Origin of the sequence: Pseudomonas jessenii (assembly GCF_002236115.1) — a bacterium.
Taxonomy (GTDB): domain Bacteria; phylum Pseudomonadota; class Gammaproteobacteria; order Pseudomonadales; family Pseudomonadaceae; genus Aquipseudomonas; species Aquipseudomonas jessenii.
Genome location: NZ_NIWT01000010.1, coordinates 13,301 through 37,684 on the forward strand (window position 1 = coordinate 13,301; position 24,384 = coordinate 37,684).

At 60.2% G+C, this 24,384-nt stretch carries 20 protein-coding genes; 17 read left to right on the plus strand and 3 right to left on the minus strand.

The window, feature by feature from the left end; all coding sequences use genetic code 11:
- The first annotated feature begins 124 nt into the window (after positions 1 to 124).
- A complete protein-coding gene (locus PSJE_RS28505) occupies positions 125 to 442 on the plus strand; it encodes a Rieske (2Fe-2S) protein (protein ID WP_090451430.1) in 318 nt (105 codons plus the stop codon).
- Here PSJE_RS28505 and sfsA read toward each other — a convergent pair.
- On the minus strand, positions 439 to 1,152 hold the full coding sequence (sfsA, locus tag PSJE_RS28510) for a DNA/RNA nuclease SfsA (RefSeq protein ID WP_090451432.1): 714 nt from the start codon (positions 1,150 to 1,152) through the stop codon (positions 439 to 441). The two genes, PSJE_RS28505 and sfsA, sit on opposite strands and share 4 nt — an antisense overlap.
- A complete protein-coding gene (locus tag PSJE_RS28515) occupies positions 1,152 to 2,324 on the minus strand; it encodes a pyridoxal phosphate-dependent aminotransferase (protein WP_090451434.1) in 1,173 nt (390 codons plus the stop codon). The genes sfsA and PSJE_RS28515 overlap by 1 nt, the downstream gene beginning before the upstream one ends.
- Positions 2,325 to 2,656: 332 nt before the next feature.
- Here PSJE_RS28515 and dksA point away from each other — a divergent pair, with 332 nt between their 5' ends.
- The 16 genes from dksA (at position 2,657) to PSJE_RS28595 (ending at position 23,749) form a co-directional block, all read left to right on the plus strand.
- Positions 2,657 to 3,097 carry an RNA polymerase-binding protein DksA gene (dksA, locus tag PSJE_RS28520; protein ID WP_008053890.1) on the plus strand — a complete coding sequence of 147 codons (441 nt, stop codon included), beginning with the start codon at positions 2,657 to 2,659 and terminating at the stop codon, positions 3,095 to 3,097.
- 229 nt (positions 3,098 to 3,326) lie between these two features.
- Positions 3,327 to 4,223, plus strand: a complete 897-nt coding sequence (gene gluQRS / locus PSJE_RS28525) for a tRNA glutamyl-Q(34) synthetase GluQRS (RefSeq protein ID WP_090451436.1) — start codon at positions 3,327 to 3,329, stop codon at positions 4,221 to 4,223.
- A 77-nt stretch (positions 4,224 to 4,300) separates the two neighbouring features.
- Positions 4,301 to 4,477, plus strand: a complete 177-nt coding sequence (locus PSJE_RS28530) for a hypothetical protein (protein WP_003176118.1) — start codon at positions 4,301 to 4,303, stop codon at positions 4,475 to 4,477.
- Positions 4,461 to 7,415: a sensor histidine kinase gene (locus PSJE_RS28535; RefSeq protein WP_167362842.1), complete on the plus strand. Its 2,955-nt coding sequence runs from the start codon at positions 4,461 to 4,463 to the stop codon at positions 7,413 to 7,415. The genes PSJE_RS28530 and PSJE_RS28535 overlap by 17 nt, the downstream gene beginning before the upstream one ends.
- Positions 7,416 to 7,437: 22 nt before the next feature.
- The gene (locus PSJE_RS28540; protein WP_057713275.1) at positions 7,438 to 8,871 is read left to right on the plus strand and encodes a sigma-54-dependent transcriptional regulator; all 1,434 of its coding nucleotides are present in this window, start codon (positions 7,438 to 7,440) and stop codon (positions 8,869 to 8,871) included.
- 713 nt (positions 8,872 to 9,584) lie between these two features.
- A complete protein-coding gene (locus PSJE_RS28545; RefSeq protein WP_056728631.1) occupies positions 9,585 to 10,985 on the plus strand; it encodes a polynucleotide adenylyltransferase PcnB in 1,401 nt (466 codons plus the stop codon).
- Positions 10,986 to 10,988: 3 nt separating this feature from the next.
- A complete protein-coding gene (gene folK / locus PSJE_RS28550; protein ID WP_090451439.1) occupies positions 10,989 to 11,474 on the plus strand; it encodes a 2-amino-4-hydroxy-6-hydroxymethyldihydropteridine diphosphokinase in 486 nt (161 codons plus the stop codon).
- 387 nt (positions 11,475 to 11,861) lie between these two features.
- Positions 11,862 to 12,662 carry a 3-methyl-2-oxobutanoate hydroxymethyltransferase gene (panB, locus tag PSJE_RS28555; protein ID WP_057713273.1) on the plus strand — a complete coding sequence of 267 codons (801 nt, stop codon included), beginning with the start codon at positions 11,862 to 11,864 and terminating at the stop codon, positions 12,660 to 12,662.
- Positions 12,659 to 13,519, plus strand: a complete 861-nt coding sequence (gene panC / locus PSJE_RS28560; RefSeq protein WP_090451441.1) for a pantoate--beta-alanine ligase — start codon at positions 12,659 to 12,661, stop codon at positions 13,517 to 13,519. Before panB ends, panC begins: the two co-directional genes overlap by 4 nt.
- Positions 13,520 to 13,753: 234 nt before the next feature.
- Positions 13,754 to 14,134 carry an aspartate 1-decarboxylase gene (gene panD, locus PSJE_RS28565; protein WP_003228271.1) on the plus strand — a complete coding sequence of 127 codons (381 nt, stop codon included), beginning with the start codon at positions 13,754 to 13,756 and terminating at the stop codon, positions 14,132 to 14,134.
- 224 nt (positions 14,135 to 14,358) lie between these two features.
- On the plus strand, positions 14,359 to 16,023 hold the full coding sequence (pgi, locus tag PSJE_RS28570; RefSeq protein WP_057713271.1) for a glucose-6-phosphate isomerase: 1,665 nt from the start codon (positions 14,359 to 14,361) through the stop codon (positions 16,021 to 16,023).
- A gap of 231 nt (positions 16,024 to 16,254) precedes the next feature.
- Positions 16,255 to 18,192 carry an acetate--CoA ligase gene (acs, locus tag PSJE_RS28575; protein WP_090451443.1) on the plus strand — a complete coding sequence of 646 codons (1,938 nt, stop codon included), beginning with the start codon at positions 16,255 to 16,257 and terminating at the stop codon, positions 18,190 to 18,192.
- Positions 18,193 to 18,322: 130 nt separating this feature from the next.
- On the plus strand, positions 18,323 to 19,195 hold the full coding sequence (locus PSJE_RS28580) for an oxygenase MpaB family protein (RefSeq protein WP_090451445.1): 873 nt from the start codon (positions 18,323 to 18,325) through the stop codon (positions 19,193 to 19,195).
- Positions 19,196 to 19,388: 193 nt separating this feature from the next.
- Positions 19,389 to 20,405 (plus strand): class I SAM-dependent rRNA methyltransferase, encoded by a 1,017-nt coding sequence (locus tag PSJE_RS28585; RefSeq protein ID WP_090451447.1) that lies wholly within the window; start codon positions 19,389 to 19,391, stop codon positions 20,403 to 20,405.
- Between the two features lie 60 nt (positions 20,406 to 20,465).
- Positions 20,466 to 23,456, plus strand: coding sequence for a DUF748 domain-containing protein (locus tag PSJE_RS28590; RefSeq protein WP_090451449.1), 2,991 nt, complete (start codon positions 20,466 to 20,468; stop codon positions 23,454 to 23,456).
- Positions 23,456 to 23,749 carry a DUF2845 domain-containing protein gene (locus tag PSJE_RS28595; RefSeq protein WP_191622264.1) on the plus strand — a complete coding sequence of 98 codons (294 nt, stop codon included), beginning with the start codon at positions 23,456 to 23,458 and terminating at the stop codon, positions 23,747 to 23,749. Before PSJE_RS28590 ends, PSJE_RS28595 begins: the two co-directional genes overlap by 1 nt.
- A 200-nt stretch (positions 23,750 to 23,949) precedes the next feature.
- Here the strand turns inward: PSJE_RS28595 and PSJE_RS28600 are convergent, their stop codons facing one another.
- Positions 23,950 to 24,306, minus strand: coding sequence for a BON domain-containing protein (locus PSJE_RS28600; protein WP_057713265.1), 357 nt, complete (start codon positions 24,304 to 24,306; stop codon positions 23,950 to 23,952).
- Positions 24,307 to 24,384 lie beyond the last annotated feature (78 nt).

Below are 24,384 nucleotides of genomic sequence, written 5' to 3' on the forward strand. Positions count from 1 at the left end.
GATGATCAGGCCAAGTATCCTCGACGACAGGCACTTGTCCCCGGCGGGCAAGACCGCCATTTGACAGCATTTAACCGCCCAGCTCGGACATATCCGGTCACGAGTTGCGGGACCGAGGATAGACATGAAGTTGCTTTGCGCAGGCGCCGAGTTGGTCAATGACAGCAGCCGCGGGTTCGACATCGATGACCAAAAGTTTTTTGCAGTGCGCCGCAGCGGACAGGTTTACGTCTACATCAATCGCTGCCCGCACCGGGGCGTTGCCCTGGAGTGGCATCCCGACCAGTTTCTCGACCCCAGCAACAGCCTGATCCAGTGCGCCACCCATGGCGCACTGTTCCTGATCGAAGACGGTGAATGCGTCGCCGGCCCTTGCGCAGGGCAAGCCTTGACCAGCGTGGTCTGCCGCGAGGATGAACAAGGGATCTGGATCAGCCTTTAGCTACCAGGCAACACGTCCAGACGTCGGTCGACCAGCATTTCTTCGTGGCTCAACCGCACACCGTAAGCCAACACCTCGACACCACAGGCAATCGCCTCACGCAAGGCTTGCGCATAAGCGGCATCGATTTCCTGCGCCGGGCGCACAGCCTCGATGTCGGTCAGGCAAACACAGTACAACTGCACCGCGCGAATACCGTCCCTGGCCAGGTGGGCCAGCTCCCGCAAGTGCTTGGCGCCACGCTGGGTGACCGCATCGGGAAACGCCGCCACCGCCGTACCGTCGAAGCCCAGGGTCACGCTTTTGACTTCGACGTAGGCCGGCCCTTCGGGGTAATCAAGGCGGAAATCGATACGACTGTTTTCCTGACCATAAGCCACTTCACGCTTGAGCCCGGTAAAACCGTTCAGCTCGGTGATGACGCCCGCCCGCAGCGCCTCTTCGATCAAACCATTGGCTCGGGCGGTATTCACGCAAAACAGCCGCCCTTGTGGGGTTTCACCAATCTCCCAGGTGCCAGGCAACTTGCGTTTCGGGTCGTTGGAGCGACTGAACCAGACCTGCCCGCCTTCGACCTGACAATTGAGCATCGAGCCAGTGTTCGGGCAGTGAATGGTGAGCAATTCGCCGCCAACGGTTTCGATATCGGCGAGAAATCGCTTGTAACGTCGGATCAGGCGCCCTTCTTCGAGGGGAGGATTAAAACGCATCAGCCTTGCCAGCTCCGCAACCCACGGGCAATGCGCTCGACCGCCTCCTGCAAACGCTCGAGATTTTGCGTATAGGCGAACCGCACATGATGCCCGGCCTGATAACGGCCGAAATCCAGCCCCGGAGTAAATGCCACATGTTCGGTTTCAAGAAAATGTTTGCAGAACGCGAAGGCATCGCCGCCGAACTTGCTGATATCGGCGTACAAATAGAAAGCCCCTTCCGGCTCCACGGCAATACCGAAGCCCAGTTCACGCAAGGCCGGCAGCAGGTAATCCCGACGCCGGCCAAATTCGGCGCGACGCTCTTCGAGAATGCTGATGGTTGCCGGCTCGAAACAGGCCAGCGCAGCGTGCTGCGCCATGCTTGGAGCACTGATGTAGAGATTCTGGGCGAGCTTTTCCAGCTCACCGACGGCTGCGTCGGGGGCCACCAGCCATCCGAGCCGCCAACCAGTCATCCCGAAGTACTTCGAAAAGCTGTTCAGAACGAATGCACTGTCGTCGACTTCCAGCACGCTGGCCGCATCGGTGCCGTAGGTCAGTCCGTGATAAATCTCGTCGACCACCAGATGACCGTGGCGCTCCTTGATCGAGACAGACAGCTTCGCCAGCTCGTCGCGGGTCAGGATCGTGCCGGTCGGATTGGCAGGCGACGCCACCAATGCGCCGACGCTGTCGTGGTCCCAATGACGCTCGATCAGGCCGGGCGTCAATTGATAGCGCACCTCCGGACCGACCGGCACCAGCTGTGCCGCGCCTTCGACCAGCCGCAGGAAATGCCGGTTACACGGGTAGCCCGGATCCGCCAGCAACCAGTGTTTACCGGGGTCGACCAGCAAAGCGCTGGCCAGCAGCAACGCGCCGGAGCCGCCAGGCGTGATGAGGATGCGCCGCGGATCGATGTTCAAACCATAACGCTGCTGATAAAAGCCCGAAATGGCCTCGCGCAGCTCGGGAATGCCGCGTGCGGCGGTGTAACGGGTCTTTCCCGCTGTCAGCGCAGCCTGGCCGGCCCGGATGATCGGTTCGGCGGTGGTGAAGTCCGGCTCGCCGATTTCCAGGTGGATCACATCGTGGCCGGCGGCCTGCAATTCATTGGCCCGCGCCAACAGCGCCATGACATGGAAAGGTTCGATCGCGCGACTGCGGGCACTGTAGGGCTGAGCCATTGGCCTTCCTTCAACGGAAAAAAACCGATTCTACCCAAGCGCAGGAACGAGCGAGAACCTAAAGCGGTCAGAGGCCTTGTAAGGCCGATCACAAACGACTCAGGCGCGCGCGCAAGGTTTGACTAAAATCAATAATTGAGCAGGGTTCCAGAGCCACCAGACAACGGTTTGTCATCATTTGCAAGCACCCTGTGCCGCGAGCTCGACATCCGGGAGTAGCGCGGCCCGAGTTGATCTGGTAAGTTCGCCCGCTTGCAGCCGCAGGGCCGGCAGGTGTCGGTGATGGAGCAATCCTGCGCAGATGGATTACAAGAGTAGAGGCGGTCTATTTCATGTCCACCCAAGCAAAGCAGCAAAACCAGACGATCAGCGGCTTCGAGCCCTATGTTCAGAAAACCGGCGAAGAGTACATGGGCGAGCCCATGCGCAAGCACTTCACCAAGGTCCTGAATCAGTGGAAGAAAGAGCTGATGGAAGGTGTCGACAAGACCGTGGACCACATGAAGGACGAAGCGGCCAACTTTCCTGATCCGGCAGACCGTGCCAGCCAGGAAGAGGAATTCGCCCTCGAACTGCGTGCCCGCGATCGTGAACGCAAGTTGATCAAGAAGATCGACAAGACGCTTCAGTTGATCGAAGACGAAGAGTACGGCTGGTGTGAGTCCTGCGGCATCGAGATTGGCGTCAAGCGCCTCGAGGCGCGCCCTACCGCCGACCTGTGCATCGACTGCAAGACCCTGGCGGAAATCAAGGAAAAGCAAGTCGGCAAATAATTGCGACTTGAACGAAGAACGGAGCGTGCGAACGCTCCGTTTTTGTTTCCAAAATTCGCTGATGCCCGTTGCGATTAAAATCGCCATCACTGTAGGAGCGAGCTTGCTCGCGATGAACCTGAGAACGCCGCGGGGTACCAGGCTCCCAGCGTTATCGTTGACGGCAATCGCGAGCAAGCTCGCTCCTGCAGGAATCTGACGACAGCCTGGAATAAGTAGCCTTGCCCTGATGACCGCCACCACCTCCCCCACCTACATCGGGCGTTTCGCCCCGACGCCCAGCGGCCATCTGCACTTCGGCTCGCTGGTCGCCGCGCTGGCCTCCTACCTTGACGCGCGCTCGGTGGGCGGACGCTGGCTGATGCGTATGGAAGACCTTGATCCGCCCCGTGAAGTACCCGGCGCCCAGGCGGCCATACTCAAGGCACTGGAAAGCTATGGCTTTGAGTGGGATGGCGGCCTGGTTCGCCAAAGCGAGCGGCACGATGCCTACGCCGAGGTGATCGATCGCCTGCTCAATCAAGGCCTGGCCTACGCCTGCACCTGCTCGCGCAAACAGCTGGAGCCGTATCACGGAATTTATCCGGGCTTGTGCCGCAATGCCGGCCACGGCACCGACGATGCGGCCATCCGCCTGCGCGTACCCGAACTGGAATACCATTTCATTGACCGGGTGCAGGGCCAATACCGACAGCATCTGGGGCGGGAAGTCGGCGATTTCGTGATCCGCCGCCGTGACGGGCTCTACGCTTATCAATTGGCGGTGATCCTGGACGACGCTTGGCAGGGCATCACCGATATCGTTCGCGGTGCCGACTTGCTGGACTCCACGCCCCGCCAGCTCTACCTGCAAGAACTGCTCGGCCTACCTCAACCGCGTTATCTGCATATCCCGCTGATTACCCAGCCTGATGGCAACAAACTCGGTAAATCCTACCGTTCGCCGCCGTTGACCGAGGATCAGGCAACGCCCCTGCTGCTGCGGGCGCTACGGGCGCTGGGACAGAACCCGGGAATCGAACTGACGTACGCCACGCCACGGGAAGTGCTCAATTGGGGCATTGCCCACTGGGATGCCTCGCTGATCCCGCGCACACTGAGCCTGCCCGAGGCACAGCTATTGTGATCGCACTTGCAGTGGCGCACCCATCCGTTACCATCGCCGCACGTTTTCGGGCACGCGCATAAAAAAGAGAGGCCGGGATGTACATCTATCGCTTGGTCCTGCTTTTGGTAGTGGGGATTTACCTGTTTTCCCCGGCCATCATGGATTGGTGGATCGACGCCACTGGCGCCTGGTATCGCCCTTATCTGCTCTGGCTGATTCTGATCGTCGTGACTTTCATCCTGCAGAGCCAAAAAGATGCCGATGAGCTTTAGCCTGACCCAGATGATCCTGATCAGCGCCGCATACCTGGCGGTGCTGTTCGGTGTGGCCTGGATCAGCGAACGGGGCATGATTCCCCGGGCGATCATTCGCCACCCGCTGACCTACACCCTGTCACTGGGCGTCTACGCCAGTGCCTGGGCGTTTTACGGCACCGTGGGCCTGGCCTATCAATACGGCTACGGTTTTCTGTCCAGCTACCTGGGCGTTTCCGGGGCATTCCTGCTGGCGCCGGTGCTGCTCTACCCGATCCTGAAGATCACCCGCACCTATCAACTGTCGTCGCTGGCGGACCTGTTTGCCTTCCGCTTCCGCAGTACCTGGGCCGGTGCGCTGACCACGATTTTCATGCTGGTCGGCGTACTGCCGCTGCTGGCCTTGCAAATTCAGGCGGTCGCCGACTCCATCAGCATCCTCACCCGAGAGCCGGTACAGCATCGCGTGGCCCTGAGCTTCTGCGCACTGATTACGCTGTTCACGATTTTCTTCGGCTCCCGTCACATCGCCACCCGCGAAAAGCATGAAGGCCTGGTATTCGCGATTGCCTTCGAGTCGGTGATCAAGCTGATCGCCCTCGGCGGTGTCGGGCTGTATGCGCTTTACGGCGTGTTCGACGGCCCGCAACAGCTTGAACTGTGGCTGCTGCAAAACCAGACCGCGCTCGCCGCCCTGCACACGCCGTTGCAGGAAGGCCCGTGGCGTACGCTGCTGCTGGTGTTCTTCGCCTCGGCGATCGTGATGCCGCACATGTATCACATGACCTTTACCGAGAACCTCAACCCGCGTTCGCTGGTCAGTGCGAGCTGGGGCCTGCCGCTGTTCCTGTTGCTGATGAGCCTGGCGGTGCCGCTGATTCTCTGGGCCGGCCTGAAACTGGGCGCCACCACCAACCCGGAATACTTCACCCTGGGAATCGGCATCGCCGCCAACAGCAAGGCTTTGGCGTTGCTGGCCTATGTCGGCGGGCTGTCCGCCGCCAGTGGCCTGATCATCGTCACCACGCTGGCACTGTCCGGGATGGCCTTGAACCACCTGGTCCTGCCGCTGTATCAACCACCGGCCGAAGGCAACATCTACCGCTGGCTGAAGTGGACTCGCCGGGCGCTGATCGTCGCGATCATCATGGCCGGCTACGGCTTCTACCTGATGCTCGGAGCCGAGCAGGACCTGGCCAACCTCGGCATTGTCGCTTTCGTCGCCACGTTGCAGTTCCTGCCGGGCGTGCTCTCGGTCCTGTATTGGCCGACCGCCAACCGTCGCGGCTTCATCGCCGGCTTGCTGGCGGGGATCCTGGTGTGGCTGGTGACCATGCTGTTACCGCTGGTTGGCAACCTGCAAGGCTTCTACATTCCACTGCTGAACATGATCTACGTGCTGGACGACACCAGCTGGCACATGGCGGCGATTGCCTCGCTGGCGGCCAACGTACTGATGTTCACGCTGATCTCGCTGTTCACCAACGCCAGCACCGAAGAGGCCAGCGCTGCCGAAGCCTGCGCTGTGGATAACGTTCGCCGCCCGCAACGTCGGGAACTGCACGCCGCCTCGCCCCAGGAGTTCGCCACGCAACTGGCCAAGCCACTGGGTGCAAAAGCGGCGCAGAAAGAAGTGGAACAGGCACTGCGCGACCTCTATCTGCCTTTCGACGAGCGCCGCCCCTATGCCCTGCGTCGCTTGCGTGACCGCATCGAAGCCAATCTCTCCGGCCTGATGGGCCCGAGCGTGGCCCAGGACATGGTCGAGACGTTCCTGCCGTACAAGGCTGGCGGCGAAAACTACGTCACCGAAGACATTCACTTCATCGAAAGCCGCCTCGAGGATTACCACTCACGCCTGACCGGCCTGGCCGCCGAGCTCGATGCCTTGCGCCGCTATCACCGCCAGACCCTTCAGGAATTGCCGATGGGCGTTTGCTCACTGGCCAAGGATCAGGAGATCCTCATGTGGAACAAGGCCATGGAGGAACTCACCGGCATCGCCGCGCAGCGCGTGGTCGGTTCGCGCCTGAGTACCATTGCCGACCCATGGAAAGACCTGCTGCAAGGCTTCATCAATCTGCCGGACGAGCACTTGCACAAACAGCACCTGGCCCTCGACGGCCAGACACGCTGGTTGAACCTGCACAAAGCGGCGATCGACGAACCCCTCGCGCCGGGCAACAGTGGCCTGGTGTTGCTGGTGGAAGACTTGACCGAAACCCAGATGCTCGAGGACAAACTGGTGCATTCCGAGCGCCTGGCCAGCATCGGTCGACTGGCGGCCGGCGTGGCCCATGAAATCGGCAACCCGATCACCGGCATTGCGTGCCTGGCGCAGAACCTGCGCGAAGAACGCGAAGAAGACGGCGAGCTGAAGGAAATCAGCGGCCAGATCCTCGAGCAGACCAAACGCGTGTCGCGCATCGTCCAGTCGCTGATGAGCTTTGCCCATGCCGGCAGCCATCAGCACAACGACGAGCCCGTCTGTCTGGCCGAAGTGGCTCAGGATGCCATCGGCCTGCTGGCCCTGAACCGACGCAATTTCGAAGTGCAGTTCTACAACCTGTGCGACCCCGAACACTGGGTCGAAGGCGACCCGCAACGGTTGGCCCAGGTATTGATCAACCTGCTTTCAAACGCCCGTGACGCCTCGCCTCCCGGCAGTGCGGTACGGGTCAAGAGCGAAGCCGGCGAACACACGGTCGATCTGATCGTGGAGGACGAAGGCAGCGGTATTCCGTCGAGCATCATGGACCGATTGTTCGAACCTTTCTTCACCACCAAGGATCCTGGCGAAGGCACCGGTCTGGGCCTTGCACTGGTCTATTCCATCGTTGAAGAGCATTATGGACAAATCACCATCGACAGCCCGGCTGATGTTCAAAGCCAACGCGGTACCCGAATCAGGGTTACCTTGCCGCGTCATGTCGAAGCGACGTCCGCTGTGAACTGAGACCGTCGAGAGTATCGAATCAATGCCGCACATTTTGATCGTCGAAGACGAAACCATTATCCGCTCCGCCTTGCGCCGCCTGCTGGAACGTAACCAGTACCAGGTCAGCGAAGCCGGATCAGTGCAGGAAGCACAAGAACGCTTCACCATTCCCTCGTTCGACCTGATCATCAGTGACCTGCGCCTGCCGGGCGCGCCTGGCACGGAGTTGATCAAGCTCGCCCAGGGCACGCCGGTGCTGATCATGACCAGCTATGCCAGCCTGCGCTCGGCGGTCGACTCGATGAAAATGGGCGCGGTGGACTACATTGCCAAGCCATTCGACCATGACGAAATGCTGCAAGCGGCCGCACGAATCCTGCGTGACCGACAAACGGTACAAGCCGGCGGTGAAGCGGTTGCCGGCAAAGCCGCCAACGGTGCGGCGAAATCCGGTACCGACAACAGCAACGGTGAGATCGGCATTATCGGCTCGTGCCCACCGATGCAGGACCTGTACGGCAAGATCCGCAAAGTGGCACCGACCGACTCCAACGTTCTGATCCAGGGCGAATCGGGTACCGGTAAGGAACTGGTGGCGCGCGCCCTGCACAACCTGTCCAAACGTGCCAAGGCGCCGATGATTTCGGTGAACTGCGCGGCCATTCCGGAAAGCCTGATCGAGTCCGAACTGTTCGGCCATGAAAAAGGCGCATTCACCGGCGCCAGCGCCGGGCGCGCCGGTCTGGTGGAAGCGGCGGACGGCGGCACCTTGTTCCTCGACGAAATCGGCGAACTGCCACTGGAAGCCCAGGCTCGCCTGCTGCGCGTATTGCAGGAAGGCGAGATTCGTCGCGTGGGCTCGGTGCAGTCGCAAAAAGTCGACGTGCGCCTGATCGCCGCGACTCACCGCGACCTCAAGAGCCTGGCGAAGATCGGCCAGTTCCGTGAAGACCTGTATTACCGCCTCCACGTTATCGCGCTGAAGTTGCCAGCCCTGCGCGAACGCGGTGCGGACGTCAACGAAATCGCCAATGCGTTCCTGGCGCGGCAAAGTGCGCGGATCAACCGCACCGACCTGAAATTCGCCGCGGATGCCGAGCAAGCCATTCGTCACTACTCCTGGCCGGGCAACGTTCGTGAACTGGAAAACGCCGTCGAGCGCGCCGTTATCCTGTGCGAAAGCCCGGAAATCTCCGCCGAGCTGCTGGGTATCGACATCGAACTGGGTGACCTGGAAGACGACGAATTCATTGGCCTGGCGCCACAACAGGGCAACGCCAGTAACAGCAACCACGAACCGACCGAAGATCTCTCCCTGGAAGACTACTTCCAGCATTTCGTCCTCGAACATCAGGACCACATGACCGAAACCGAGCTGGCCCGCAAGCTCGGGGTCAGTCGCAAATGCCTGTGGGAGCGCCGTCAGCGCCTGGGAATCCCACGTCGCAAGACCGGGGTGACCAGCGAAAGCTGAACCGTACCTGTCTCATGTGCGGGTAACACATGACTTTGGTGAAAAAACTGTTACCTCAGTTTTTTCACGTAACAGAAGCCGGGGCTTACGGTAACGAAGCCCCGGCTTTTTTTGGCCCTCGAAATGCCTGCCGACCGGCCTAACCCCTTGTTTTATTGGGTTTCGAAAAAGTTGGCACGCACCCTGCTATATGTTTGGTACAAGAACAATAACAAGCAATGCACAAGACAATAAAAATAAGACGAATCGACTCACGCACAATAAAAACAAGACGGCGAGAGGCGCAGCTAACTGATTCTTTTGGAGAGGCGTTGTATTTGGGGCTTGCCCCACGACCAGGCCGAGAACAACAAAAAACTGTCTTAAGACAGAGCCTGTACTGGTTGGATCGAAAGATCACTGCAATTCAGCGACCAAAGCAATCCGTTTGCTCTTGGCTCCCGATTGGGAGGGTCATGAAGGAAAGCTTCATGGCGAGGGCACTCAACAAAAACAAGAAGCCCGAAACCAAAAATAAAAATAGAGCATGCAACTACTTCTTGGGGAGCTTCGGCTCCCCTTGTGGTTTCTGCGATTCCCCCCCCCCCATAACCCGCTCCTACATCTCATATCTGCTGTCTCCTACACCATCCCCCGACTAAATGCTAGAATCCCCGCCCATCATGCGGTCATTCTTCTGTTATGGCCGAATATTCCTTCAAACAGTGCATCCCATGCTGAAGAAGCTGTTCCAGTCATTCCGTTCTCCCAAGCGTCCTACGCAACACATTCGCAGCACGCCTGAAGTGCTCAACAGCGGCCAACACTCGCTGCAGAAGGCGCAATTCAGCCGTTACGCGGTGAATATCGTTGAACGCCTGCAGAACGCCGGTTATCAGGCTTATCTGGTTGGCGGTTGCGTGCGCGACATGCTGCTGGGTATCACCCCGAAAGATTTCGACGTTGCCACCAGCGCCACACCCGAGCAGGTACGGGCCGAATTCCGTAACGCGCGAATCATCGGGCGCCGGTTCAAACTGGTGCACATCCACTTCGGCCGCGAAATCATCGAAGTCGCGACCTTCCGCGCCAATCACCCGCAAAACGAAGACGAGGAAGACAGCAACCAGTCTTCGCGCAACGAAAGCGGGCGCATCTTGCGCGATAACGTTTACGGCACCCTGGAAGAGGACGCGCAACGTCGCGACTTCACCATCAATGCCTTGTATTACGATCCGGTCAGCGAACGCATCCTCGACTACGCCAACGGCGTACACGACATCCGCAATCACCTGATCCGCCTGATCGGCGATCCGACGCAACGCTACCAGGAAGACCCGGTACGGATGCTGAGGGCCGTGCGTTTCGCCGCCAAGCTGAACTTCGGCATCGAAAAACACAGCGCCCTGCCTATCCGCGGCCTGGCGCCGATGCTGCGCGAGATCCCGTCGGCTCGTCTGTTCGAAGAGGTGCTCAAGCTGTTCCTCTCCGGTCATGCCGCCGACACGTTTGAAATGCTGGTCGACCTGCAGTTGTTCGATCCACTGTTCCCGGCCAGCGCCGAAGCACTGGAATACAACCCGACGTACACCCACACCCTGATCAGCGAAGCCCTGATCAATACCGACCTGCGGATCAAGCAGAACAAACCGGTGACCCCGGCATTCCTGTTTGCAGCCCTGCTCTGGCCTGCCCTGCCGGCCCGCGTCCTGCGCCTGCAGGAGCGTGGCATGCCGCCGATTCCGGCGATGCAGGAAGCGGCGCACGAACTCATTGCCGAGCAGTGCCAGCGCATTGCGATTCCGAAACGCTTCACCATGCCGATCCGCGAAATCTGGGACATGCAGGAACGCCTGCCCCGCCGCAGCGGCAAGCGTGCCGATCTGTTGCTGGACAATCCGCGCTTCCGCGCCGGCTACGACTTCCTGCTGCTACGTGAAAGCGCCGGCGAGCAGACCGATGGCCTGGGCGAATGGTGGACGGACTATCAGGACGCCAACGAAAGCGAGCGTCGCGACATGATTCGCGACCTCAGCGGCAAGGACGAAGGCACCGGCGCCCCGCGCAAGCGTCGCCGCAGCGGTGGCTCCAAGCGCAAACGCGCTGCCGGCGCTTCGAGCACCACGGGCGAGTAATCCATGGAACGCATCTACATCGGCATGGGCAGCAATCTGGCTGACCCCGCCGAACAATTGCGCAGCGCCGTCGAAGCGCTGGCGCAGTTGCCGCAATCGCAACTGGTCGGGGTTTCTGCGTTTTACCAAAGTGACTCGCTTCTGCCCGGCCAACCGCGTTACACCAATGCAGTCGCCGCTCTCGACAGCACACTGGCGCCGCTGGATCTTCTGGATGCCTTGCAGGCTATCGAAAACGGCCAGGGTCGCGAGCGTCTTGAGCGCTGGGGGCCACGCACGCTGGACCTCGACATCCTGCTGTTCGGTGATCGCCTGATCGACGAACCGCGCCTCAAGGTTCCCCATTACCACATGCAGGAACGGGCCTTCGTGTTGTACCCGCTGGCGGAACTGGCCCCTGCGGATCTGCACTTGGCCGATGGCCGGAACTTGGCCGAACTGCTCAAGGCATGCCCGTTCGTCGGCCTGGAACGCCTCCTCCTGAATTGACCAAGATCCCCTGTGGGAGCGAGCCTGCTCGCGATAGCGGTAGTACATTCAACATCGATATGGACTGACACACCGCCATCGCGAGCAGGCTCGCTCCTACATTGGTTTGTGGCGAACACAAAAGTGCAGCTGACCGCCGAGTCGAGCAAACCTGCTGAATCGCATCAGTTACCCCGGTAACACCCCACCCGTAACAATGCGGTAACACACGCAATTGACTTCCCTCGTTCTCCTCACGACTATAGGCGTCCCGCTGCCGCCTACACGGCGTTCAAGGGCGCAATCCAGGCCTTAAAAGCACGACGAAAGAGCGTGCGCCTGTATTCAACGAAGAATCACGCGCGTTACTCGCAGTAGTTTCCACAGCGCCTGAATGAGGAACTTTTCATGCCAGCCATCACCCTGACCACCCTGCAAGGTCTGAAGCAAAAAGGTGAAAAAATCACCATGCTGACCTGCTACGACGCGACCTTCGCCCACGCCTGCAATCAGGCCGGCGTCGAAGTGCTGTTGGTGGGCGACTCCCTCGGCATGGTTCTGCAGGGCCACGACAGCACCTTGCCTGTCACCACCTCGGAAATGGCTTACCACGTGGCCGCCGTCAAACGCGGTAACAGCGATGCCCTGATCCTCGCCGACCTGCCTTTCATGGCCTACGCCACCACCGAGCAAGCCATGACCAACAGCGCCCTGTTGATGCAGGCCGGCGCGCACATGGTCAAGGTCGAAGGAGCGTTGTGGCTGGCCGACTCGATCCGCCTGCTGGCCGAGCGCGGCATCCCTGTCTGCGCGCACATGGGCCTGACGCCACAGTCGGTGAACATCCTTGGCGGCTACAAGGTCCAGGGTCGCAATGAAAACCAGGCGCGGCAGATGCGCGCCGACGCGATCGCCCTGGAACAGGCTGGCGCGGCAATGCTGCTGCTCGAGTGCGTCCCGAGCGAACTGGCGGAAGAAATCACCCAGGCGGTGAAGATTCCGGTGATCGGTATTGGCGCCGGCAATCGCACCGACGGCCAGGTGCTGGTTCTGCACGACATGCTGGGCCTGTCCATTACCGGTCGCGTGCCGAAATTCGTGAAAAACTTCATGACTGGCCAGACCAGCATTGACGCTGCATTGAATGCCTACGTGACTGAAGTCAAAGCGGCAACTTTCCCTGGGATCGAACACGGATTCTCTGCATGAACACCGTAAAAACCGTACGCGAACTGCGGGCCGCCGTGGCCCGAGCCCGTGGCGAAGGCAAACGCATCGCCTTTGTGCCAACCATGGGCAACCTGCACAGCGGCCACGTGGCACTGGTGACCAAAGCCTCCCAACGGGCGGACTTCGTGGTTGCGAGCGTTTTCGTCAACCCGCTGCAATTCGGTGCTGGCGAAGACCTCGACAAGTACCCGCGCACCCTCGTCGCCGACCAGGAAAAACTGCTCCAGGCCGGTTGCCATTTGCTGTTTGCCCCCACCGTTGAAGAAATGTATCCCGACGGCATGGCCGGCCAGACCCGCGTCAGTGTCCCGCAATTGTCCGAAGGTCTGTGCGGCGCCAGCCGTCCGGGGCATTTCGAAGGCGTGGCGACGGTGGTCAGCAAGCTGTTCAACATGGTCCAGCCGGACCTGGCGATTTTCGGCGAGAAAGACTTTCAGCAACTGGCGGTGATTCGCGCGCTGGTTCATGACCTGAACATGCCGATCCAGATCATCGGTGAGCCGACTGTTCGCGCAACCGATGGCCTGGCGCTGTCGTCGCGCAACGGTTTCCTCAGCGAAGAGCAACGCGCTGTGGCACCGGTGGTTTATCGCACGCTGAATGCGATCGGCGAAGCGATCAAGCAGGGCGAACGCGACTACCCGGCGCTGATCGGCACCCAGATCAAACAGCTTGAAGCAGCCGGCCTGCGTCCTGACTATCTGGAAATCCGCCATGCACTGACCTTGCGCCCGGCGACGGCGCAGGATCGTGACCTGGTGATTCTGGTGGCGGCGTTCCTCGGTACGACGCGGTTGATCGACAACCTGCACCTGAACCTCGACGCGCCAATCTAAACACTCTCGAATTCTGTGGAGTGAGTCTGTGGCGAGGGGGCTTGCCCCCGTTGGGCTGCGAAGCGGCCCCAAACTTTCGAGCGTTTCCGAAATTTTGCCAGTGCTACGCACTGGAACGGGGGCAAGCCCCCTCGCCACAAAAGTACACTTCAAACCCTTCGCTTCATTCGTATTGCCGCCCACAACCCCTTCGGGCAAACTGCCCGCCGTTCGATTCCGACCTGGGAAATACTCATGCACGCCATCATGCTCAAAGCCAAGCTGCATCGCGCCGAAGTCACCCACGCTGTACTCGATTACGAAGGCTCCTGCGCCATCGACGGTGAATGGCTGGACCTGTCCGGCATTCGTGAGTACGAGCAGATCCAGATCTACAACGTCGACAACGGCGAGCGCTTCACCACCTACGCCATCCGTGGCGAAGAAGGTTCGCGCATGATCTCGGTCAACGGCGCCGCTGCCCACAAGGCCAAGGTCGGTGATCGCGTGATCATCTGCGCTTACGCTCATTACAGCGAAGCCGAACTGCTCAACTTCAAGCCACGCATGCTCTACATGGCACCGGGCAATGAACTGAGCCACACCAGCAATGCCATTCCGGTCCAGGTTGCCTGATACGAGTCTTGTCTCTTCCGTTTGTCGGGCCGTTCCTAACTTCGATGTTAAAAAAGTACCGGAAACAGGTCAGACAAAGTCAAGACAGATCATTGCGCGGGGTTTACTGTATTCGCCCTGCGCCATGAAATCGTGTCGACGCAGTTGACCGGAACGCCCACCCACAGCGCTCCGGGATTTTTAGTGTTCAAAAGGCCGTTCAAGTAATAAGGAAACCCGCAGCGATGGCGTATTACCGCACTCCTCACGACGTTACCGCTCTGCCCGCCTGGCAAGCGTTGAATGACCACCGCCAAGCCATGCAGGATTTCAGCATGCGCGAAGCCTTCAATGCCGATCCGCAGCGTTTTACTCAATTCACCCTCAGCAGCTGCGGCCTGTTTCTCGACTATTCGAAAAACCTGATCAACGCCGAGACCCGCAATCTGCTGGTGGGCCTGGCCAACGAAGTCGACCTCAAGGGCGCGATCAAGTCGCTGTTCGATGGCGAAATCGTCAACTCTTCCGAAGGTCGCCCGGCCCTGCACACGGCCCTGCGCCGCCCGGTCGGCGACAAGCTGTCGGTTAATGGCGTCAACGTGATGCCCGAAGTGCACAAGGTGCTGAACCAGATCACCGACCTCGTCGGCCGTATCCACGACGGTCTGTGGCGCGGTTACACCGAGAAGCCGATCACTGACGTGGTGAACATCGGCATCGGCGGCTCCTTCCTCGGCCCTGAGCTGGTGTCCGAAGCCTTGTTGTCCTACGCCCAGAAAGGCGTGCGTTGCCATTACCTGGCGAACATCGACGGCAGCGAGTTCCACGAACTGACCATGAAGCTGCGCGCCGAGACCACGCTGTTCATCGTCTCGTCGAAATCCTTCAACACCCTTGAAACCCTGAAGAACGCCCAGGCTGCCCGTGCGTGGTATCTGGCCCAGGGTGGTTCGGAAGCCGAGCTGTATCGCCACTTCATCGCGGTATCGAGCAACAACGCCGCCGCGGTAGCGTTCGGCATCCGCGAAGAGAACATCTTCCCGATGTGGGACTGGGTCGGCGGGCGCTACTCGCTGTGGTCGGCCATTGGTCTACCGATTGCCCTGGCCATCGGCATGTCCAACTTCAAGGAATTGCTGTCCGGTGCCTACACCATGGACCAGCACTTCCTGACCGCGCCCTTCGAACAGAACATGCCGGTGCTGCTGGCCTTGCTCGGCGTGTGGTACGGCAACTTCTGGGGCGCGCAAAGCCACGCGATCCTGCCGTACGATCACTACCTGCGTAACATCACCAAGCACCTGCAACAGCTGGACATGGAATCCAACGGCAAGAGCGTGCGCCAGGACGGCAAGCCAGTGTCCACAGACACCGGGCCGGTAATCTGGGGTGGCGTCGGCTGCAACGGTCAGCACGCCTACCACCAGTTGCTGCACCAGGGCACCCAATTGATCCCGGCCGACTTCATCGTGCCGATCGTCAGCTTCAACCCAGTGTCCGACCACCACCAGTGGCTGTACGCCAACTGCCTGTCCCAGAGCCAGGCGCTGATGCTCGGCAAGACCCTTGCCGAGGCCGAAACCGAGCTGCGCGACAAAGGCATGAGTGACGCCGAAGTGCAGAAACTCGCGCCGCACAAGGTGATCCCGGGCAATCGTCCGAGCAACACCCTGGTGGTCGAGCGCATCAGCCCGCGTCGCCTCGGCGCTCTGGTGGCGATGTACGAACACAAAGTCTTCGTGCAAAGCGTGATCTGGGGCATCAACGCCTTCGACCAGTGGGGCGTGGAACTGGGCAAGGAGCTGGGCAAAGGCGTCTACAACCGCCTGGTCGGCAGCGAAGAAACCCCGGCCGAGGACGCCTCGACCCAAGGGCTGATCAATTACTTCCGTGGTCGTCACCGCGGGTGATTTGATAGCACAACCCACGGGCTTTGGATCAACCCGAATCCTGTGGGCAAAAACAATTCCCTGTGGGAGCGAGCTTGCTCGCGATGACGGACTGTCAGTCGACAACCATGTTGACCGCCATGCCCTCATCGCGAGCAAGCTCGCTCCCACAGTTGTTTTGTATCTGACTTGAACCCATTGACCTCTCGGCGCATCTTTATCCTTGTCGCAAAACAAGCATAAGGAACCGTCATGTTCGATATCAGCACGTTCCCCAAAGCCGATGCCGTCCGCCGGGCCGCACAATTGAGTCAAGACGACTATCAGCGCCTGTACCGCCAATCCGTCGAACACCCCAGCACCTTCTGGGCCGAACAGGCCACGCGTTTTCTCGACTGGAGCGCGCCCTGGGAAACCGTCCAGCGCTACAACCTGAAAACCGGTGAAGCCAGCTGGTTTGCCGGTGCGCAATTGAACGTCAGCTACAACTGCATCGACCGACACCTGGAGAAACGCGGCGATCAGGTCGCCATCATCTGGGAAGGCGACGACCCTGCCGACTCGACATCGATCACCTACAAAAAACTGCATGAAAACGTCTGCCGCCTGGCCAATGTGCTGAAAAACCGTGGCGTGAAAAAAGGCGACCGCGTGTGCATCTACATGCCGATGATTCCCGAGGCGGCCTACGCCATGCTGGCCTGTACCCGCATCGGTGCGGTGCACTCGGTGGTGTTCGGCGGCTTCTCCCCGGACTCGTTGCGCGACCGCATTCTCGACGCCGACTGCCGCACCGTGATCACTGCCGACGAAGGCGTGCGCGGTGGCAAGGTCGTGCCACTCAAGCAGAACGTCGACAAGGCGCTGCAAAGCTGCCCGGACGTGAGCAGCGTGCTGGTGGTCGAGCGCACCAAGGGGCTGGTGAACTGGGTCGAAGGACGGGACATCAAGTACCAGCAGGCCCTGCGCGAAGCCAGCGCCGATTGCCCGCCCGAGCCGATGGACGCCGAAGACCCGCTGTTCATCCTCTACACCTCCGGCAGCACCGGCAAACCCAAAGGCGTGCTGCACACCACCGGTGGCTACCTGCTGCAAGCAGCGATGACCTTCAAGTACGTGCTGGACTACCGCGACGGCGAAGTCTTCTGGTGCACCGCCGACGTCGGCTGGGTCACTGGCCACAGCTACATCGTCTACGGTCCGCTGGCCAACGGCGCGACCACGCTGATTTTCGAAGGCGTGCCGAACTACCCGAGTACCTCGCGCTTCTGGCAGGTGATCGACAAGCACAAGGTGAACATTTTCTACACTGCCCCGACGGCCTTGCGCGCACTGATGCGCGAAGGCCCGGAACCGTTGAAGCAAACATCCCGCGCCAGCGTCAGGCTACTCGGCACGGTTGGCGAACCGATCAACCCGGAAGCCTGGGAATGGTATTTCCATGAGGTCGGCGAAGAGCGTTGCCCGATCGTCGACACTTGGTGGCAGACCGAAACCGGCGGCATCATGCTCAGCCCGCTGGTCAGTGCCCAGCGGATCAAGCCCGGTTGTGCGACACAACCGATGTTCGGCGTGCAACCGGTGCTGCTCGACGAGCAAGGCAAGGAAATCAAGGGCGCCGGCAGCGGCGTACTGGCCATAAAGTCCAGCTGGCCTGCACAGATCCGCAGTGTCTATCGCGACCCGCAACGCATGGTCGACACCTACTTCAAGCCCTACCCCGGCTACTACTTCACCGGTGACGGCGCGCGGCGCGATGAAGATGGCGACTACTGGATCACCGGGCGCGTCGACGATGTGATCAACGTGTCCGGCCACCGTATCGGCACCGCCGAAGTGGAAAGCGCCCTGGTGCTGCACGAGAGCATCGCCGAGGCCGCTGCGGTCGGTTATCCCCACGACATCAAGGGCCAAGGCATCTATGTCTTCGTCACACCCATGAACGGCGTCGAAACCAACGATGAACTGAAGAAAGAATTGCTGGCCCTGGTCAGCAATGAAATCGGCAGTTTCGCCAAACCGGACTTGATCCAGTGGGCGCCGGCCTTGCCGAAAACCCGCTCAGGCAAGATCATGCGGCGCATTCTGCGCAAGATCGCCTGCAACGAACTGGACAATCTGGGCGACACTTCGACCTTGGCCGATCCAAGCGTGGTACAAGGCTTGATCGATAAACGCCTGAATCAATAACGTTCTGGCCTTTGTAGGAGCGAGCTCGCTCGCGATGAACTCAAGCGCGCCGCGTACATTCAGGAGAAACGCGTTACCGTTGAAGTCCATCGCGAGCAGGCTCGCTCCTACAGAAAATTACAGAGTGGCCATGGAATTCATCCGCACCCGCATCGAAACCCAGATCATGAGCCTGACCGGTTTGTCTTTGGGCAAACTCGACCTGGAAAACCCCAAGGGCGACCCCGGGCTGTTCGGGCCAGACTCGGTGAGCTGGCAAGTCCATGGCGATTTCAGCAGCATGCTGATCGGTGGCATCAGTGCCCTGATGCTGCAGGCCCTGCACCCGCTGGCATTGGCCGGGGTCTGGGACCATTCGAACTTTCGTGAAGACATGCTCGGCCGCCTGCGCCGCACCGGGCAGTTCATCTCCGGCACCACCTTCGGCTCTCGACAGGATGCCGACTGGCTGATCGAAAAAGTCCGCACCATCCATTTGCAGATCACCGGTACAGCGCCGGACGGACGTGCCTACGCCGCCAGCGATCCCGAACTGCTGACGTGGGTGCATGTGGCGGAAGTCAGCAACTTCCTCGCCGCGCATTTGCGCTATCGCAACCCGCACCTGTCCCCGGTCGATCAGGATCGCTACTACGCTGAAATCGCCTTGGTTGCCGAGCGGCTCGGAGCCAGGGATGTACCCCGTACGCGGCAGGAAATTGCCGACTATCTTGAGCGTATCCGCCCTCAGTTGCTGTGCGACGAACGCAGTCGAGAAGTCCTGCGCCTGTTGCTGAGCGCCCCCTCCCCCAGTCGCTTGGCCAAACCTTTCGGCGGTCTGATGATGCAGGCCGGGATCGACCTGCTGCCGGACTGGGCCAGCGACATGCTCGGCGTCAGCCAGAACCCGCTGCAACGCAAGCTGATCCGCGCCAGCGTCAATCGCAGTGCGCCGATGCTGCGCTGGGCGGTGCGTAACGGTTCGGTGCAGCGGGCTAAACGGCGGATGGGGTTATTGACCTAACAGGTATTGCTGCGATTTTTTCTGTGGCGAGGGGGCTTGTCGGATCGCCGCACCGCCCCGTTGGGCTGCGAAGCGGCCCCAAGCTCTCGAGCATTTCCGAAATTTTGCCAGTGCTACGCACTGGAACGGGGGCAAGCCCCCTCGCCACAGTGTTAAACTCCCGCGCCCAATTCTCTCCTGCAAGGCGCCCAGCATGTCTTCCTTGAATCAGGCGCTGCGCGCCGCCCTCGATCAACGCCAGGACCTGCTCGCCGAACTGCACCTGCAAGGCACCGATTGCTATCGCCTCTTCCACGGTAGCCAGGAAGGCGCCGCTGGCCTGACCATCGACCGCTACGGCCCGCAGCTGCTGGTGCAAAGTTTCCACCAGGCGCTGGAGCGCGAGACGCTGCTGCAACTGCACGAAGCGATCAATCAACACCTGGGTTTTGAAACCCTGCTGGTCTACAACGACCGCTCCCGTGGCAACTCGCGCATCGATCGCGATGACATCGTCTACCGCGCCGACGAAGCCGCCCTGCAAGACCTGGTCGGCCACGAATGGGGCCTGAACTATCGGGTGCGCGGTCGCCACGCCGGACAGGACCCGCTGCTGTTCCTCGACCTGCGCAACACCCGCGGCTGGGTCAAGGAGCACAGCAAGAACAAAAGCGTGCTGAACCTGTTTGCCTACACCTGTGGTGTCGGCCTCAGTGCCGCCGCCGGTGGCGCACGCGAGGTGTGCAACCTGGACTTCGCCGAAGGCAACCTGGCGGTCGGTCGGGAGAACGGGCAGCTCAACCCGCAGTTGCCGACCATGGAATTTATCCAGTCCGACTACTTCCCGGCCATTCGCCAACTGGCCGGCCTGCCGATCAGCCAGCGCCGCGGGCAAAAGCTGCCGAGCTATCAGCGCCTGGAACAGCGCCAGTACGATCTGGTGCTGCTGGACCCTCCAGCCTGGGCCAAGAGTGCATTCGGCACCGTCGACCTGTTGCGCGACTACCAGAGCCTGCTCAAACCGGCCTTGCTGACCACCGCCGACAACGGCGTGCTGATCTGCTGCAACAACCTGGCGAAAGTCAGCATGGACGACTGGCGTGAACAGGTTTTGCGTTGTGCAGAGAAGGCCGGGCGGCCGGTGCGTGAATGGACCGTGATGAAACCGGGCGCCGATTTTCCGTCAATGGATCAACAGCCACCGCTGAAAACCCTGATCCTGCAGCTCTGACCGTCGTCGGAGAAATCTGAAAATTCATGAACAGGCCAATCACTTCGGAACCGGAAACGCATGCCATACTCCAAGGCACTCCGATTCAAACAGATGAAGCCGCACATGCACAAAGGATTGATTCGCGCCATCGGCGCCTTGTTGACTGCTCTGGCCCTCTACAGCTTGCTGGGTTTTCTGATTTTACCGGGTGTCGCGTTGCGCGTTGCCAACCAGCAACTGGCCAACTACGCCACCACACCCGCCACCATCCAGCGGATCGAATTCAATCCGTTCAGCCTTGAACTGACCCTTTGGGGCTTGAACATCGGCGAACCCGGCAAGGAGCAGGTCGGTTTCGAGCGCCTGTACGCCAATCTGCAATTCGACAGCCTGTGGACCAAGGCGGTGCACCTGTCTGATGTCGAACTGACCAAGCCCAAGACCGAAATCCTGTTCAGCAAGGACGGCAAACTCAATCTGCTCGGGCTGTTCAAACTGCCAGAGAGCGAACCCACGCCGGCCGACCCGGATGCCAAGCCGTTTCCACTGCGCATCGAGCGGATCAAACTGGCGGGCGGTGCCGTGCATTTTGAAGATGCCCGGCCCAGCGAGCCCATCGAGTTTCTCTACGACACACTCGATTTCGAACTGAAGAACCTCAGTACCCTGCCCGATGACAGCGCAGACATGACCCTGGTGGCCATCGGCCCCAATGGCGGACAGATCGACTGGACCGGCAACTTCAGCCTGATTCCGATCGCCTCCGAAGGTAAGCTGAAAATCACTGACGGCAAGATGAAAGCCTTTTGGCCCTATGTGCGCGATGCCGTGCCACTGGATCTCGAAAACGGCGTCATGAGCATCAGCACCGACTACAAACTCAACCTGGCCAAGGAAACCGAGCTGCTACTGAGCAATGTAGCGGTCAGCATCGCCCCCTTCGCGATCAAGGCTCCGGATGGCCGGCCGCTGGTAAAGCTCGAGCGCCTGGACGTCAGCGAAACCACCGTGGACCTGGCCAAGCAGCAAGTGGCGGTGGGCAAGATCCGCAGCCACAAACTGGAAACTTGGGCCGCGCTGGAATCGGACGGCCAACTCGACTGGCAGAAACTGTTCGCCAGCCAGCCGGCCAAACCCGCTGCCAAAGCCAAGGCGGATGCCGAACCGACCGGCACTCCGGCGGCGGCAGACTCACCGAAACCTGAACCGGCCGCACCAGACAAACCCTGGCAAGTGCTGCTCAAGGATGTGCAACTGCGCGACTACAAGGTGCATCTGGCTGACCGCAAGGCACAACCCGCCGTCGCCCTGGAACTGAGTCCGCTGAACCTCGACCTGCAAAATTTCGACAGCCTCAACGGTTCCCCCTTTACCCTCAAGCTCGATACCGGTGTAGGCAAGCAAGGCAAGATCATGGCCGACGGCGAGGTCAACCTGGCCCCGGTCAGCGCCAGGCTGAAGGTACAGACCAAGGACATCGACCTGCGGGTTGCCCAGTCCTACATCACGCCGTTCATTCGCCTGGAACTGCGCAGCGGCATGCTCGGCAGCGATCTGGCGGTCGACCTGAAAAGCACCGAGCCCTTGGCCTTCGGCGTCACCGGCCGTGCCCAGGTCGATCAGTTGCATACCCTGGACACCTTGAAAACCCGCGACTTCCTCAAGTGGCAGCAGGTCGTGGTCGAAGGCCTGAACTATCAGCATGGGGACAGCCTGTCGATCGACAAGATCAACCTGTTCCAGCCCTATGCGCGTTTCATGATCAACGATGATCGCACCACCAACATCGATGACCTGCTGATTCCACAGCCAGCGGATTCCGGGGCAAAACCGGCGGCGAACAAACCGGCCAGCAACGAAAAACCGTTGGGCATCCACATCGGCGGCATTTTCATCAATGACGGTTCGGCCAACTTCGCCGACTTCAGCCTGACCCCGAACTTCGCCACCGCCATCCAGCAACTCAACGGGCAGATCGGCACCATCGACAGCCGCCGGCCGAAACCGGCCAGTGTCGACGTCAAGGGCAAGGTCGATCGCTACGCACCGGTGACCATCAAGGGTTCGGTCAATCCGTTCGACCCGATGGCCAGCCTCGACATCGCCACCAGCTTCAAACGCGTGGAACTGACCACGCTGACGCCCTACTCCGGCAAGTTCGCCGGCTACCGTATCCGCAAGGGCCGGCTCAATCTCGACCTGCACTACCAGATCACCAAGGGTCAGCTCAAAGCTGAAAACAAAGTGGTGGTCGAACAACTGCAACTGGGTGAAAAAGTCGACAGCCCGGATGCCGTGAGCCTGCCACTGAAACTGGCCATTGCCTTGCTCAAGGACGTCGACGGCAAGATCTCCATCGAACTGCCGGTCACTGGCGACCTGAACAACCCTCAGTTCAGCGTCATGCCGATTATCTGGCAGACCCTGCGCAACCTGATCGTCAAGGCCGCGGCAGCACCGTTCAAACTCATTGGCGGCTTGGTCAACGGTGGTGGTTCGGAAGACCTGGGCAGCGTTTCATTCGCAGCCGGTTCCAGCGAATTGAGCAAGGACGCCGAAGGCGCCCTCGACAAACTGTCCAAGGCGCTCAAGGAACGCCCGGCCCTGCGCCTGGAAATCGAAGGCACCGCCGCCCAGAGCAGCGATGGCCCGCTGATCGCCGAACAACGCCTGGAGCGTGAATACCAGTACAACTACTACAAAATGCTCCAGCGCCGCGGTGACAAGGTCCCGGCCCAGGCTTCGTTGCTGGAAGTGCCGGACGGAGAAAAGGGCCCGCTGCTCGAAGGTATCTACCGCACCCGCCTGAAAACCCAGCCCCCTGCCGAATGGAAGGACCTGGGCAAGGAAGAACGCACCGCGAAAATGCGTGCCGAGGTGATCAAGTTCTGGAGTGCCAGCGACGTACTGTTGCGTCAACTGGGCCAGGAACGCGCCAGCAGCATCAAAGATTATCTGGTCGACAAGGCCCAGTTGGAAGATGACCGGGTGTACTTCATCGATGCCAATCTGGGCGAGGCGCAAAGTGACGGCCGCGTGGTGACGCCGATGCATCTGGATGCCGAGTGATGCATCGGTGGCTGGCAGGCCTGGCTCTGGCGCTCTCCGTCAGTCAGGCCTGGGCGGCCGATACCCTGCGCTGTGGCAGCCAGTTGATCAGCGTCGGCGATCGCTCGAGTGAGGTCGTGCAGAAATGCGGTGAGCCGGTCAGCCGCGACTTGCTGGGGTACAAGCGCAGTGCCGATAGACGCGAGGAGTTTCAGGTCGAGGAGTGGACCTACGGACCGAATGGCGGGATGTATCAATACTTGCGGTTCGAAGGTAATCGGCTGAAGCAGATCTCCAGCAAACGCGGAAATTAATTAGCCACTATCCAATGTGGTAGCGGGCTTGCTCCCACAATTGATTTTCAGCACTACACATAAAACAGGCCCCGGAAAAAAGCGCGGAGCCTGTGACGGCCACATCCTTATGGCCCTTCGCATGAACACTCAGGTTGCAACAGACGTATGACTCTGCCCGTCTGTCGCGCCTTCTCCCGGTCCAGGCGAGAAGCCTTGCCTTACTCGGCTTTGAGGCCGTCAGCGGAGACCGCCTTGACGCCTTTGATTTTCTTGGTGATGGCCACAGCCGCTTCTTTTTGCGAATCGGTCACGGCGGTGGTCGACGACAGCGATACCACGCCTTTGTTGGTTTCAACTTTGATGTCGCTACCTGGAATGCCTTTTTCAGTCATCAGGTCAGCCTTGACTTTGGTGGTGATCCAGGTATCGGAAGTATCTTCTTTCACTTCGGTCATTTCACCGGCAGCCAGCACCATTGGCGACTGGGTTGCCTGGGTGGTTTGGGCAAACGCGGCGTTGGCCATGGTCAGGGTCAGCGCGGTAGCAGCAGCGGCAGTGATAGCGAACTTCTTCATACGAGTAACTCCTGTTTTTCGGAAAGTCTGCCGGATGTCTTGTCGGCAGGGTTACCAAGGATATTGCGAACGCTGTGC